The 14,592-nt window shown below is 66.3% G+C and carries 10 protein-coding genes; 6 read left to right on the top strand and 4 right to left on the bottom strand.

What is annotated here, in order from left to right; all coding sequences use genetic code 11:
• Positions 1-180 precede the first annotated feature (180 nt).
• A complete protein-coding gene (acnB, locus tag A6M56_RS01740) occupies positions 181-2,766 on the top strand; it encodes a bifunctional aconitate hydratase 2/2-methylisocitrate dehydratase (RefSeq protein WP_045218314.1) in 2,586 nt (861 codons plus the stop codon).
• Positions 2,767-2,989: 223 nt separating this feature from the next.
• Here acnB and A6M56_RS01735 read toward each other — a convergent pair whose 3' ends face one another.
• From A6M56_RS01735 to hppD, 3 genes are all read right to left on the bottom strand, one after another.
• Positions 2,990-4,192, bottom strand: a complete 1,203-nt coding sequence (locus A6M56_RS01735; protein WP_102079340.1) for an amino acid aminotransferase — start codon at positions 4,190-4,192, stop codon at positions 2,990-2,992.
• An 84-nt stretch (positions 4,193-4,276) separates the two neighbouring features.
• Positions 4,277-5,662, bottom strand: a complete 1,386-nt coding sequence (locus A6M56_RS01730) for an amino acid permease (RefSeq protein ID WP_102079341.1) — start codon at positions 5,660-5,662, stop codon at positions 4,277-4,279.
• A gap of 123 nt (positions 5,663-5,785) precedes the next feature.
• On the bottom strand, positions 5,786-6,859 hold the full coding sequence (gene hppD, locus A6M56_RS01725; RefSeq protein WP_045218309.1) for a 4-hydroxyphenylpyruvate dioxygenase: 1,074 nt from the start codon (positions 6,857-6,859) through the stop codon (positions 5,786-5,788).
• 287 nt (positions 6,860-7,146) lie between these two features.
• On the opposite strand from hppD, the gene A6M56_RS01720 reads away from it, so the two are divergent.
• Positions 7,147-7,620: an Lrp/AsnC family transcriptional regulator gene (locus A6M56_RS01720; protein ID WP_045220250.1), complete on the top strand. Its 474-nt coding sequence runs from the start codon at positions 7,147-7,149 to the stop codon at positions 7,618-7,620.
• A gap of 181 nt (positions 7,621-7,801) precedes the next feature.
• Here the strand turns inward: A6M56_RS01720 and A6M56_RS01715 are convergent, their stop codons facing one another.
• A complete protein-coding gene (locus A6M56_RS01715; RefSeq protein ID WP_102079342.1) occupies positions 7,802-9,508 on the bottom strand; it encodes a M30 family zinc metallopeptidase in 1,707 nt (568 codons plus the stop codon).
• Between the two features lie 308 nt (positions 9,509-9,816).
• Between A6M56_RS01715 and A6M56_RS01710 the strand changes: the two genes are divergently transcribed.
• From A6M56_RS01710 to phnX, 4 genes are all read left to right on the top strand, one after another.
• Positions 9,817-10,689 carry a LysR family transcriptional regulator gene (locus A6M56_RS01710; RefSeq protein WP_102079343.1) on the top strand — a complete coding sequence of 291 codons (873 nt, stop codon included), beginning with the start codon at positions 9,817-9,819 and terminating at the stop codon, positions 10,687-10,689.
• Between the two features lie 118 nt (positions 10,690-10,807).
• Complete coding sequence (locus A6M56_RS01705) at positions 10,808-11,926, top strand: putative 2-aminoethylphosphonate ABC transporter ATP-binding protein (protein WP_102079344.1); 1,119 nt, start codon at positions 10,808-10,810, stop codon at positions 11,924-11,926.
• Positions 11,927-11,933: 7 nt separating this feature from the next.
• The gene (locus tag A6M56_RS01700) at positions 11,934-13,685 is read left to right on the top strand and encodes a putative 2-aminoethylphosphonate ABC transporter permease subunit (RefSeq protein ID WP_045218303.1); all 1,752 of its coding nucleotides are present in this window, start codon (positions 11,934-11,936) and stop codon (positions 13,683-13,685) included.
• A gap of 29 nt (positions 13,686-13,714) precedes the next feature.
• A complete protein-coding gene (phnX, locus tag A6M56_RS01695) occupies positions 13,715-14,581 on the top strand; it encodes a phosphonoacetaldehyde hydrolase (RefSeq protein WP_045218299.1) in 867 nt (288 codons plus the stop codon).
• Positions 14,582-14,592 lie beyond the last annotated feature (11 nt).

Raw genomic sequence — 14,592 nt, 5'->3', positions numbered from 1 at the left:
GCGGCCGGAACCGTCGGGCAAGCAGTCTGCGCACCGCGGGAATTCGGTCACTCTTATATAAGATATAAGACATTTGACCGTGTAGGGGTAGTGCCATTAGAATCGCGCCTACGTGGCATCCGCGATGGCCCCGGATGCCGGAAAAAGCCTTTCCTGTAACGCAAATCAGCAGACCCCACCATGCTTGAAAACTATCGTGCTCACGTGGCCGCCCGCGCCGCGCTCGGTATTCCCCCGTTGCCGCTGACGGCTCAACAGACCGCCGAACTGGTGGAACTGCTGACGAATCCGCCCGCTGGTGAAGAGCAGACGCTGCTTGACCTGATCACCCATCGCGTGCCCGCCGGCGTGGACGAAGCCGCCCGCGTGAAGGCCGGCTTCCTGGCTGCCGTGGCCAAGGGCGAGACCGCCTGCCCGCTGATCTCGCGCGCGCACGCCACCGAACTGCTCGGCACGATGCTGGGCGGCTACAACATCGCCCCGCTGATCGAGCTGCTGTCCGACGCCGAGGTTGGCGCCGTCGCCGCCGACGCGCTGAAGAAAACCCTGCTGATGTTCGACCAGTTCCACGACGTGAAGGAACTCGCCGACAAGGGCAATGCGAATGCCAAGGCCGTCCTGCAGAGCTGGGCCGACGCCGAATGGTTCACGAGCCGCCCGGAAGTGCCGCAAAGCCTGACGATCACCGTGTTCAAGGTCCCGGGCGAAACCAACACCGACGACCTGTCGCCGGCACCCGACGCCACGACCCGCCCGGACATCCCGCTGCACGCGCTGGCGATGCTGAAGAACGCGCGCCCCGGCATCACGCCCGAAGAAGACGGCAAGCGCGGCCCCGTCAAGTTCATCGAATCGCTGAAGGAAAAGGGTCACCTGGTCGCTTACGTGGGCGACGTGGTCGGCACGGGCTCCTCGCGCAAGTCGGCCACCAACTCGGTGCTGTGGTTCACGGGTGAGGACATCCCGTACGTCCCGAACAAGCGTTTTGGCGGCGTGTGCCTCGGCGGCAAGATCGCCCCGATCTTCTACAACACGATGGAAGACGCCGGCGCGCTGCCGATCGAACTCGACGTGTCGCAGATGAACATGGGCGACGTGGTGGAACTGCGCCCGTACGAAGGCAAGGCGCTGAAGGACGGCAAGGTCATCGCCGAATTCCAGGTCAAGTCTGACGTGCTGTTCGACGAAGTGCGCGCTGGCGGCCGCATTCCGCTGATCATCGGCCGCGGCCTGACCGCCAAGGCGCGTGAAGCGCTGGGCCTGCCGCCGTCGACGCTGTTCCGCCTGCCGCACCAGCCGGCCAACAGCGGCAAGGGCTTCTCGCTCGCGCAGAAGATGGTCGGCCGCGCGTGCGGTCTGCCGGAAGGCCAGGGCGTGCGCCCGGGCACGTACTGCGAACCGAAGATGACCTCCGTCGGCTCGCAGGACACCACCGGCCCGATGACCCGTGACGAACTGAAGGACCTCGCGTGCCTGGGCTTCTCGGCCGACCTCGTGATGCAGTCGTTCTGCCACACCGCCGCGTATCCGAAGCCGGTGGACGTGAAGACGCACCAGACGCTGCCGAACTTCATCAGCACGCGCGGCGGCATCGCGCTGCGCCCGGGCGACGGCGTGATCCACTCGTGGCTGAACCGCATGCTGCTGCCCGACACCGTCGGCACCGGTGGCGATTCGCACACGCGCTTCCCGATCGGCATCAGCTTCCCCGCAGGCTCGGGCCTGGTCGCTTTCGCGGCCGCCACCGGCACGATGCCGCTGGACATGCCGGAATCGGTGCTGGTCCGCTTCAAGGGCCAGATGCAGCCGGGCGTCACGCTGCGTGACCTCGTCAACGCGATCCCGCTGTACGCCATCAAGCAAGGCATGCTGACGGTCGCCAAGCAGGGCAAGAAGAACATCTTCTCGGGCCGCATCCTCGAAATCGAAGGCCTGCCTGACCTGAAGGTCGAGCAGGCGTTCGAGCTGTCGGATGCATCTGCCGAGCGTTCGGCCGCAGGCTGCACGGTGCGCCTGAACAAGGAACCGATCATCGAATACCTGAACAGCAACATCACGCTGCTCAAGTGGATGATTGCGGAGGGCTACCAGGATGCGCGCAGCCTCCAGCGCCGCATCAAGGCGATGGAAGCATGGCTGGCCGATCCGAAGCTGCTGGAGCCGGATGCCGATGCCGAATACGCTGCCGTCATCGAGATCGACCTGGCCGACATCCACGAGCCGATCGTCGCGTGCCCGAACGATCCGGACGACGTGAAGACGCTGTCGGATGTGGCCGGCGCCAAGATCGACGAGGTGTTCATCGGCTCCTGCATGACCAACATCGGTCACTTCCGCGCCGCGTCGAAGCTGCTCGAAGGCAAGCGCGACATTCCCGTCAAGCTGTGGGTGGCGCCGCCGACCAAGATGGACCAGAAGCAGCTGACCGAAGAAGGCCACTACGGTGTGTTCGGCACGGCCGGCGCGCGTACCGAAATGCCGGGCTGCTCGCTGTGCATGGGCAACCAGGCACAGGTGCGCGAAGGCGCGACCGTCATGTCGACGTCCACGCGTAACTTCCCGAACCGTCTGGGCAAGAACACGAACGTGTATCTGGGCTCGGCGGAGCTGGCGGCGATCTGCTCACGCCTGGGCCGTATCCCGACGAAGGAAGAGTACATGGCCGACATCGGCGTGATCAACGCGAACGGCGACAAGATCTACAAGTACATGAACTTCGACCAGATCCAGGACTTCAAGGAAGTGGCCGACACCGTGCAGGTCTAAACGGGCCGTCGGTCTGCGGCCGGTTGTGCTGGCCGCAGCGGATGCGATGACGCCGCAGGTGGAATGCCTGCGGCGTTTTTTTTTGGGGGGCGGGGCACTTGGCCGACGCCGCTACGGCATCTCGACGAGCGTCATGGCGTCGACGATTCGCGGCTGGCTCGGTTGAGCCGCAACCGCCAAGGGTGCACACGAAATGCACCCTTGGTGTTTTCGGGCCGGCTCCTCAGGCGTTGTTCGCCATGACGTGCGCGACGGCTTCGGCCACCGGGCCGACGTTGCGCTGGTTGAGCCCTGCCACGCACATCCGCCCCGAGCGCAGGATGTACACGCCGTGCTGCTCGCGCAAGCGGTCGACCTGCTCGGCACTCAAACCGGTGTACGTGAACATGCCGCGCTGCTTGATGTAGCGCGACAGCGCTTCGCCGCTCAGGTGCCGGCTCAGCCGGTCATGGATGGCCGTGCGCATGCCCGCGATGCGCTGGCACATGGCCGACAGCTCGCTGCGCCATGCCTGGTCCAGTTCGGGCGTGGTCAGGATCCGGGTGACGATCCTGGCGCCGTGCGTGGGCGGGTTGCTGTAGTTCGAGCGGACGGCGCTGGTCAACTGGCCGAGCACGCGGTCCGCCTCGGCGGCGCTTTCGCAGATGAGGCTGAGGCCGCCGCAGCGCTCGCCGTACAGCGAGAAGTTCTTGGAGAACGAGTTCGCCACCAGTGCCGGCATGCCGCGGCGCGCGAGCTCGCGAATGGCAAATGCATCGTCATCGAGGCCGGCGCCAAAGCCCTGGTACGCCATGTCGACGAAGGGCAGCAAGTCGCGCTTTTGCAGCACGTCAATCAGTTGCTGCCACTGCGCGTTGTCCAGGTCCACGCCGGTAGGGTTGTGGCAGCACGCATGCAGGACGACGATGCTGTGCTTGTCCAGCGCGTCGATGGCCGCGAGCATGGCATCAAACCTGAGGCCGCCGGTGGCCTCGTCGTAGTACGGATACGTGTTCACCGTAAAGCCGGCGCGCTCGAAGATGAAGCGGTGGTTTTCCCACGTCGGGTCGCTCACCCACACCTGGGCCTGGGGGAAATAGCGCTTGAGAAAATCGGCGCCGATCTTCAGCGCGCCCGATCCGCCCAGCGTCTGCACCGTGGCGATGCGGCCTTCGGTGCGGGCGGCGCAGTCCTGCCCGAACACGAGCTTCTGCACGGCATCCCGGTACTGCGCGAAACCGGCCATCGGCAGATAGGGCTTGGGGCCCGGCTCGTGGAGGATGGCGGCTTCGGCTTCGCGCACGGCCTTCATGATGGGCAGGCGCCCATCGTCGTCAAAGTAGATGCCGATGCTGAGGTTGACCTTGTCCTGGCGCGGATCCTTCTGGAAGTTCTCGTTCAAGGTCAGGATGGGGTCGCCTGGGTATGCGTCAACGTGTTCGAACATGATGGTGTTGCCTGGAAGTGGAAGGGGTCGATTGTGCCGGATCGCGCGCCGGCCGTGTCGGCTGCGCGCAATCCGGCGAAGGCGTTACAGCGCCTCGGCGCGTGCCTGGGATGCCAGCGTGGCGTTCTTCTGGCGGAACAGGTAGCTGATGCCCAGCACGGCCATCCAGACCGGGATCAGGTACACCGAGATCCGCAGGTCCGGCGTCAGATACATCACCACCAGCACGCCAGCCAGGAAGGCCAGGCACAGGTAGTTGGTGAGCGGATACCCGAAGCTGCGGAAGGCCGTCGACTGGCCAGCCTTGCGCTTGTCGTGGCGGAACTTCAGGTGGATCACGCTGATCATCGCCCAGTTGATGATGAGGGCCGAGACCACGAGGCCCATCAGCAGCTCGAACGCCTTGCCGGGCATGAAGTAGTTGAGCGCCACGCACGCCAGCGTGGCGATGGCCGATACGCCCAGCGCCGCCAGCGGAATGCCGCGCTGGCTGACCTTGAGCAGCGCCCTGGGGGCGTTGCCCTGCCTGGCCAGGCCGTACAGCATGCGGCTGTTGCAGTACACGCCGCTGTTGTAGACCGACAGCGCGGCCGTCAGCACCACAACGTTCAGCACGTTCGCCACGAGGTTGCTGTTCATCGCGTGGAAGATGAGCACGAAGGGGCTGCCGCCGGTGACGACCTTCTCCCACGGATACAGCGACAGCAGCACACCGAGCGCGCCCACGTAGAAGATCAGGATGCGGTAGATGACCTGGTTCGTTGCCCGCGGGATCGTGACCGACGGGTTGTCCGCCTCCGCCGCCGTAATGCCCACCAGCTCCAGCCCGCCAAACGAGAACATGATGACAGCCATGGCCATCACGAGGCCGCTGATGCCGTTGGGGAAGAACCCGCCGTGCGCCCACAGGTTGGTGACGCTTGCCGCGGGACCGGCACCGCCGGTGAGCAGCAGATAGCCGCCAAATCCGATCATGCCGACAATGGCGAGCACCTTGACGATGGCGAACCAGAACTCCATCTCGCCGTACGACTTCACGCTCGTCAGGTTGATGCCGTTGATGATCACGAAGAACGCCAGCGCGGCCACCCACGTCGGCACGCCCGGCCACCAGTACTGGACGTAGATGCCGACGGCCGACAGCTCCGCCATGCCGACGAGGATGTACAGCACCCAGTAGTTCCAGCCCGACATGAAGCCGGCAAAGTGCCCGCAGTACTTGTCGGCAAAGTAGCTGAACGAGCCGGCCACGGGCTCATCGACGACCATCTCACCGAGCTGGCGCATGATGAAGAACGCCACCATGCCCGCCAGCGCGTAGCCGAGCAGCACCGAAGGGCCCGCCAGCTTGATCGTCTGCGCGATGCCGAGGAACAGCCCCGTACCGATGGCGCCGCCCAGCGCGATGAGCTGGATGTGGCGATTCTTCAGGCCGCGCTTGAGCCCGCCTTCCTTGTCATGGGAAATCATGTCTTCCTGTCTCCTGCCTTGGATGGAAGCGGCATGCGCCATGGATGTCGGCGCGCCGCGTCAACGCTGCCCGGCGCTTTTGGCGCAGGACGGTGTTCTTGTATTTCGTAGGGGAATGGGGGCTCAGACCTTGAGCGTGCCACGCTCGATCTGATCGCGTTCCAGCGATTCGAACAGCGCCTTGAAGTTGCCTTCGCCAAAGCCGTCGTCGCCCTTGCGCTGGATGAACTCGAAGAACACGGGCCCGAGCAGCGTCTTGGAAAAGATCTGCAGCAACAGGCGCGGCGAGCCGTCTTCCGTCGTGCCGTCGAGCAGGATGCCGCGCTTCTGCAGCTCCGCCACCGGCTGGCCGTGGCCCGGCAGGCGCTTCTCGAGGTTTTCGTAGTAACGGCTGTTCGGCGCCGTCATCAGCGGCACGCCGGCGGCCTGCAGCTTGTCGATGACCTCGATGAGGTTGTCGGTGAGAAAGGCGATGTGCTGGATGCCTTCGCCGTTGAAGGCCATCAGGAATTCTTCGATCTGCCCGCTGCCGCCGGCGGACTCCTCGTTGAGCGGAATGCGGATCTTGCCGTCCGGTGCCGTCATCGCCTTGGAGGTGAGGCCGGTGTATTCGCCCTTGATGTCGAAGTAGCGGATCTCGCGGAAGTTGAACAGCTTCTCGTAGAAGTTGGCCCAGTACGCCATGCGGCCGCGATAGACGTTGTGCGTCAGGTGGTCGACCAGGCGCAGGCCGTGGCCCACCGGGCGGCGTTCGACGCCCTCGATGAACTCGAAGTCGATGTCGTAGATCGATTTGCCGTCTTCGAAACGGTCGATCAGGTACAGCGGCGCACCGCCGATGCCCTTGATGGCCGGCAGGCGCAGCTCCATCGGGCCCGTCGCGATCTCGATGGGCTGGGCGCCCAGCTCCAGGGCGCGCGCATAGGCCTGGTGAGAGTCCTTCACGCGGAACGCCATGCCGCATGCGCTCGGGCCGTGCTCGGCCGCAAAGTACGCGGCCTGGCTGTTCGGCTCACGGTTGACGATGAAGTTGATGTCGCCCTGGCGATACAGCAGCACATCTTTCGAACGATGGCGTGCGACCAGCGAGAAGCCCATCTGCTCGAACAGCGGTTCCAGCACGTTGGGCGTCGGCGAGGCGAATTCGACAAACTCGAAGCCCATCAGCTTCATCGGGTTTTCAAAGAGATCGGTCATGGCGGGGGCGTTGTTGAGAAGTGAAGCGAAAGGGGCGGTCGCGGGGCACACAATGCGCGCAGGGAATGGTGGTGCCTGGCGAAATAAAGTTGCGGGTCACATTGTGCGCGGGGCGGCGCTCGGGCCTTGGGGCGGGGCGCGTGCCAGTCGCACTCCGGCCGTCTACCGGCGCGTCGTTTGTGGAGAAGTGTATATTTCCGCCTGAGAAATAGGATTTCGTGCGGTGGCCAGGGAAACCCTCGGTTCTGAAACGAAATTTCCCTTTGACGGGGGTTCAGGAAATGGAAGTGCAGACAATCACGTTCGATCGCATCGACCTGCGGCTGCTGGGGGCGTTGCAGGAGCACGGCCGGATCTCGAATCTCGAGCTGGCCGAAACGATCAAGCTTTCACCGGCGCAAACGCTGCGGCGGCACCGGCGGCTTGAAGAGCTTGGCGTGATCCGCCGTTACGAGGCGCGGCTCGACCCGAAGAGCCTCGGCTTTGGCGTGGTCGCGTTCATCCAGGTCACCATGGAGCGCGGCCACATCCGTGATCTCGCCAAGTTCAAGGAGCTTGTCGCCAAGCTCGCGCAGATCCAGGAGTGCTATTCCGTGACTGGCGATATCGACTACGTGCTGAAAGTCGTCGCGCGCGACCTGAAGGCGCTGTCGGACTTCCTGCTGGACACGCTGATGCGCATTCCGGGCGTGAGCCGCGTGCAGTCCATCGTCTGCCTGGACGAGATCAAGGGAACGACCGCGATGCCGCTGGAGGCGTGATGGCGGCCCGCAGTGTGCCGCCGCGGTCGGATGCCGCGAGGGCGTCATCGCGCGTGGTCGGTGATCGGCACCACCGGCGCGCGCCGGTTTGGCGTGCAGACGGCGAGGCCCATGAGCTGGGCCGGGCGCGCTGCACCGACGTGTGGCCCTCGCCCGCAAGCCGCGCGAGAGCCACGCGCCCTCAATGCACGATGATTGATACCGTTGAGTTTGCGGGCACCGTGAGCGTCTCGCTGTACGTGCCGGCCTTCAGCCCGCGCGAGACCGGGAACTGTCCGAAGCCCTGCAGCGTGGCCGGCACGGAGGTCGGCATGGTGCGCTGGCTGCTGTAGTTCGGGCCGTTGAGCGCCGGGATGGAGAAGCCGCTGTCCGAGCGCGCCGGATACGCAAAGCCCGACGGGCTGCCCGGCACCGGCAGCAGGGCGACGGCCGTACCCCAGCGGCTGACCGCATCGCCCAGGCCCGCGCCGCCGCCCGCCCGGATGGCGTTGTCGAGCACCGTGGCGGAATCGGTCGACGAGAAGTTGTGCAGCAGGTTGGTGTAGTACGCAACGCCGTACTGGCGCAGCAGGAAGCCACCGAGGCTGCCCGAGATCGGGTACCCCGGGCATGGCGACGACAGCGAGGGGTCGAAGGCCGTCAGCGCGCAGTCATATGCGCTTTGCAGCCAGGCCGGGAAGCGGCTGTCGCGCACGTTGTTGAAGCTCGGATCGATCTGGCTGGAGAGCACGTCTTCCATGGTCATGGCGGTCATTTCTTCGAGCCACGTGCCGTACATGTACTGCGAGCCGTGCAGCACGCCGCGCTGGTAGAAATTGGCCATGTGCGTGAACTCGTGGCCGAGCGTCGAGATGACCGTGTTCAGCCCGCTGGTGCCGCCCAGGTACACGGTTTCCGAATCCACATACAACGACAGCGACTGGTTCGACAGCGGCTGTGCGCTGGTGGTGAAGTTGTTGCGCGCCCAGAAGTAGCCGACGCGGCCATAGGGCTGGCCATCCGGCTGGATGTTCAGCACGACGATGTCGAGTGCCTGGTTCGGGTCGATCAGGCTGGCCGAGCTGGAGTAGCTGCCCCACGGCTGCCCGACGAGCGACGTCGCCAGCGTGTAGATCGACTGGTTGCCCGAGGCAAACTTGTTGGCCAGCGTGCCGATGACGCCGTCGGAGATCTTGCTGCCGCCGTACTCCGAGTCCTGCACCCACACGTTGACGATGCGGCCGTCCGTGGCGGTGGCCTGCTGCCGCAGCGTGGCCGAGACGACCACGGCCGTGCCGTCGGGCTGCTGGTGGTTCCACGTGCGCTGTGCGCCCACGGCTGCCACCGATTGCGGGCGCAGCACCGTGTTGCCGGAGCCGGATGCGCTCTGCGTCTTGAGCGGGCCCGCGCCGCTGACATAGCCGTCCAGTGCATGCGCGTTGAAGTCGGAAAGCTGGCGGTCAAAGGCCGCGTTGGCATCGTTGCCCACCACGTCGGCCGCTGCCTTTGGTGCAGCCGTACCGGTGGTGTCGAGCAGCCCCAGGCTGGTGATCGGGACAGACGGCATCGGCTGGGCCGCCGCGCCCTGGTTGGTGTAGACGAGCGTCACGTTCTGCCCCGTGAGCCCCGCGATCGACACGGACACCGTTCCGGCCGAGCCGCCTGCATTGGTTGCCTGCCATACGCCCACGCCGGAGCCGGCATACGTGGTGCCGAGCGCGCCGCAGTTCGTACCGCTGCAGGCTGGCGCCACGGTTATGTTGGCGGTGGTGCTCTGCGGCGTGTTCGAGGCTCCCTCGCTCGCACCGCCTCCGCCGCCTCCGCAAGCGGCCAGGGTGCCTGCGGCTGCCACCATCATCGTGAGGGCCCATTGCTTCGTGCCGCGCACGGTCGTGCTGCTACGTTCCATCCACTTCTCTCCCAATCCGAATCCTTGCGCGCTGTCGGCTCGTGACTGTGGCGCGCGGACGGATTCTCAGGTGGAAGTGGCGGAGCCGATCCGTGGAAATAACGGGCCGTGAGCGCCCAATTCCCCCCGATATGGGGGTGCGGAACCCACCGCCTTGTCGGAAAGGATGAAAAAGTCGTAGCGCGAGGATGAGGAAGCGGAAAACGGACGAGGGCAGCCGGCACCGTTTTTGCCCATCCGCTGCTCCGCTAGAATGGTCCGCTCCCTTTTTCAGGCGCCGTACAAAGCGCCGGATACGCCACCCACCGATGCTCGTTGCGCAGCTCAAATCGTTCTTCATGGTCGCCCGCCTGGGCAGCATCACGCTGGCCGCCAGGCAGCTCGGGCTGTCGCAGCCGACCGTGACCTCGCAGATCCGCGCGCTGGAAGAGGCCTACGGGGTCGAACTGTTCTACCGGGGCGGGCGGCGCCTTGCGCTGTCCGATGCCGGCGTGCGGCTGATGCCGCTGGTCGACCAGCTCGTGCGCCAGGAAACCGAGATCGATTTCTTCCTGCGCAACTCCGGCGACATGGGCACGGGCCACCTGCGCATCGGCGCCACGGCGCCGTACTACGTGCTCGACATCGTTGACCGCTTCTGCAAGAGCCACCCCGGCATCGACGTGAGCATCGAAGCCGGCAACTCGGTGCAGATGCTTGAAGCGCTGCAGGAATACCGCGTGGACGTGGCATCGTCGTCGCAGCGCGTGGACGACGCGCGCTTCCTGCGCATCGAGCTGGCACGCGATCCGCTGGTGCTGGTCGTGCATCGCAGCCACCCGCTGGCTGCGCAGACCAGCGTGCCGGTGAGCGTGCTGTCGCAATGCCGGCTGCTCGTGCGCGAGGTCGGGTCCACCACGCGCGCCATGACGGAAACGATGATGGCGCAGGCGGGCGTGACGCCGGCGTCCACGGTCGAGATCGGCAGCCGGGAGTCCATCCGCGAGGCGATCACCCGCAACCTTGGTGTGAGCGTGATCGCGCGGCAGGAGGTGCCCAGCCATGCCGACCTGCGCGTGCTGCCGTTTGAGGGCATCGAAGGCGGCGCCCCGGAGCTGAGCGAATACCTGTACTGCCTGCAGGACCGCAAGGATGCACGGCTGATTGCCGCGTTCCTGGGGGAAGTCCGCCCGGTGGCGTAGTCGGCCATCCCCCAACCAAAATCCGGAAATGCGCACATTGGCGTTTTTGGGGTAACTGCCACATGGGCTACATGTCGGCTGGCTACAGTGGCGACCGTTTTCGCTACCGGCCCCGACGATGCCTCAGTCCGCTTCCCACCCGACCACGGGTCTGGCCACGCCGTTTCTCTCGGTGCGGCAGGTCACGCGCCGCTTCGGCACCGGCGCGGCTGCATTCACCGCGCTCGAAGGCGTATCGCTGGACGTGGCGCGGGGCGAATTCGTCTGCCTGCTCGGGCCCTCCGGCTGCGGCAAGACCACGCTGCTGCGTATCATCGCCGGGCTCGAGGCGCAGGATGCCGGCCAGATCGTTGCCGGCGGCCGCGATATCTCGAACCTGCCGCCGCGTGAACGCGACTACGGCATCGTCTTCCAGTCGTACGCGCTGTTTCCGAACCTGACGGTCGCGCAGAACGTTGCCTACGGGCTCGACACGCGCAACGGCAACCGGGCGCGTCTGCACGAGCGTGTGTCCGAGATGCTGGCGCTGGTGGGTCTGTCCGGGAGCGAGGCGAAATATCCGTCGCAGCTCTCCGGCGGCCAACAGCAGCGCGTGGCGCTGGCCCGCGCGCTGGCGCCCGCGCCGTCGCTGCTGCTGCTCGACGAGCCGATGTCGGCGCTGGACGCCCAGGTGCGCGAACACCTGCGCATCGAACTGCGCCGCCTGCAGCGCAAGTTGAACGTGACCACGCTCATGGTCACGCACGATCAGGACGAGGCCATGGCGATGGCCGATCGCATTGCCGTGATGTCCAACGGCCGCATCGAGCAGACCGGCTCGCCCGCCGAAATCTATTCGCGCCCGGCCACCGGTTTTGTCGCCGGGTTTGTCGGGCAGGCCAACTGGCTGCCGCTCGAGCGCGCGGAAGACGGCACGCCCACGCTGGCCGGCCAGCCGCTGCTGCTCGATCCGGCGTTTTCCGACCGCGCCGGCGACAACGGCCGCCTGTTCTGCCGTCCCGAATCCGTCACGCTGCATCCCGACGACGACGCCCCGAACCGTCACCTGGCCCGCGTGGTCGACCAGATCTATCTGGGCAGCCGCACGCGGGTGATGCTCGCCATCGACGGTCTGGCCGATGTGCCGCTGGTGGCGGAAGTCGCATCCGGCGTGCTGCGCCACGGGCTGGGCGACAGCAAGTTGTGGATCGCCCTCGAGCGCGATGGGCTGCGCCTGTATCCGTACGACCGTGCCTGAGGCTGCCATGTCGATGCTGCCGCCTGAGGCCAACGTCATCACGGCCCCGCCATCCGAAGCCGCCCGCCCGACACGCACGCCCTTCTGGCGTACGGATGTGCCGGTGCTCACCGGCATGAAGCTCGGCTGGCTGCTGTTGCTCTGCATCGGCTTGTTGCTGCCAACGGCGATGATGCTGCTGCAGGCGACAGGCCTCGTCACCAGCGCGCGCAGTTCAGACGAGCATGGCCTGGCGCTGGTGCTGCACGTCGTGCGCGGGCCGAACTTCCTCGACATGGTGGGCCGCACGCTGGCGGTGTCCGGCGCGGTCGCCGCCCTGGTGGTGCCGCTTGCGTTTGCGCTGGCCTACGCAGTGCAGCGCACGCGCATGCCGTTGCGCGGCACGCTGCGCACGCTGGCGATGCTGCCGCTGTTTGCGCCGTCGCTGCTGCCGGGCATTGCACTGGTCTACCTGTTCGGTAACCAGGGCCTGCTCAAGGCGTGGCTGCACGGCGGCAGCATCTACGGCTTCTGGGGCATCGTGCTGGGCGAGGTGTTCTACACGTTTCCGTATGCGCTGATGCTGCTGCTGGCCACGCTCACGCTGGCCGACGGCCGCCTGTATGACGCGGCCCGCGCGATGGGAGCGGGGCCGTGGCGCACGTTCCGCACGGTGACGCTGCCGGGCGCCCGCTATGGGCTGTTCGGTGCCTTTGCGCTGGTCTTCACGCTGGTCGCCACGGACTTCGGCGTGCCGACCGTGGTGGGCGGCAGCTACCAGGTGCTGGCCGTAGAGGCCTACAAGGCGGTGGTGGGGCAGCAGCAGTTTGCACGCGGCGCCGTGATCGGCCTGATGCTGTTGCTGCCGGCCCTGCTGACGTTTGCCGTGGAGCGCCTCGTACAGCGCCGCCAGCACGCCGCGCTGGCCAGCCGCGCACAACCGTATCACCCGCAGCCGGACCGCCTGCGCGACGGTGTCTTCCTGCTGCTGAGCGTGCTCGTGGTCGGCGGGATCCTGCTGATGCTCGCCACGGCGGTGGGTGCGTCGCTGGTGAAGCTCTGGCCATACAACCTCGAGCTGTCGCTGCGCAATTACGACTTCGACAACATGGACGGTGGCGGCTGGCTTGCGTATCGCAACAGCCTGAAGCTGGCTGCTCTCACCACCGTGTTCGGTACGGCGCTGATCTTTACCGGCGCGTGGCTGGTCGAGAAAACGCGCACGGCGGCGTGGCTGCACTCGGCCATCCGGTTTGCCGTGCTGCTGCCGATGGCGGTGCCGGGCCTGGTGCTTGGCCTGGGCTACGTGTTCTTCTTCAACCATCCGGCCAATCCGCTCAACGGCCTGTACGGCGGCATGGCGCTGATGGTGCTGTGCACCATCATGCATTGCGCCACGGCCGCGCACCTCACGTCGGTGGCGGCGCTGGGACAGCTTGATCCGGTGTTCGAGGCGGTGTCGGCTTCGCTCAAGGTGTCGGCGCTGCGCACCTACTGGCGCGTGACGCTGCCGATGTGCCTGCCCGCCGTGCTGTCGTGCGCGCGCTATCTGTTCGTGTCGGCCATGACCACCGTGTCGGCGGTGATCTTCCTCTACAGCCCCGACACCGTGCTCGCCTCCGTGGCCGTGCTGAACATGGACGACGCTGGCGACATCGGCCCGGCGGCGGCCATGTCCACGCTCATTCTTGCCACGTCGATCGTCGTATCGCTGCTTCTTGAGCTGGCCACACGCGGCATCGTGCGGCGCACGCAGGCATGGCGAGCGGCCCCCCATTGAATTCGTAGCCAAGACAAGGAAAGCAAGACATGGGTGATGTTTCCCCGATGATGGGCCGTGCCTCGGGCGCTGCCCGCCCCACGCCGCTGCGCCTCGAGGCCGCCGTGCTCGACTGGGCCGGTACCGTGGTCGATTTCGGCTCCTTTGCGCCCACGCAGATCTTTGTGGAAGCGTTTGCCGAGTTCGGCGTGGCCATCACGCTGGACGAAGCGCGCGGCCCGATGGGCCTGGGCAAGTGGGACCACATCCGTACGCTGTGCAACGACGGCGCGATCGCCGCGCGCTTCTCGCTCGCGCACGGCCGCATGCCGACCGATGACGACGTCACCGCCATCTACAACCGCTTCATGCCGCTGCAGATCGAAAAGGTCGGGGCGCATTCGGCGCTGATTCCCGGCGCGCTGGAGACCGTGGCCGCGCTGCGCGAAGCCGGCCTGAAGATCGGCACATGCTCGGGCTACCCGCGCGTGGTGATGGACCGCGTGGTCGACCTGGCCGCCCAGGCCGGCTACACGCCCGACTGCGTCGTCGCGTGCGACGAGGTGCCGCGCGCGCGCCCGTGGCCGGCCCAGGCGCTGCGCTGCGTGGTCGATCTCGCCATTGGCGACGTGGCGGCCTGCGTGAAGGTGGATGACACCGTGCCCGGCATCGAGGAAGGCCGCCGCGCAGGCATGTGGACCGTCGCATTGCTGATGTCGGGCAACGCGCTCGGCTTGCCGTACGCGCAATACGCAGCGCTGTCTGCCGACGAGCGCGCACGCCATCGCGTGGCCATCTCGGCTGGCTTTGCCGCCTGCCGCCCGCATTACGAGATCGACACCATCGCCGATCTGCCTGCCGTCGTGGCCGATATCAACCACCGCCTGGCGCGCGGTGAACGCCCGCAGGGCGCCTGATTACCGTAGTC

Source organism: Ralstonia sp. RL, from assembly GCF_001683835.1.
GTDB lineage: Bacteria > Pseudomonadota > Gammaproteobacteria > Burkholderiales > Burkholderiaceae > Ralstonia > Ralstonia mannitolilytica.
Note: the sequence above shows the minus strand (reverse complement) of the source record. Positions and strands in the feature narration are given on the sequence as shown.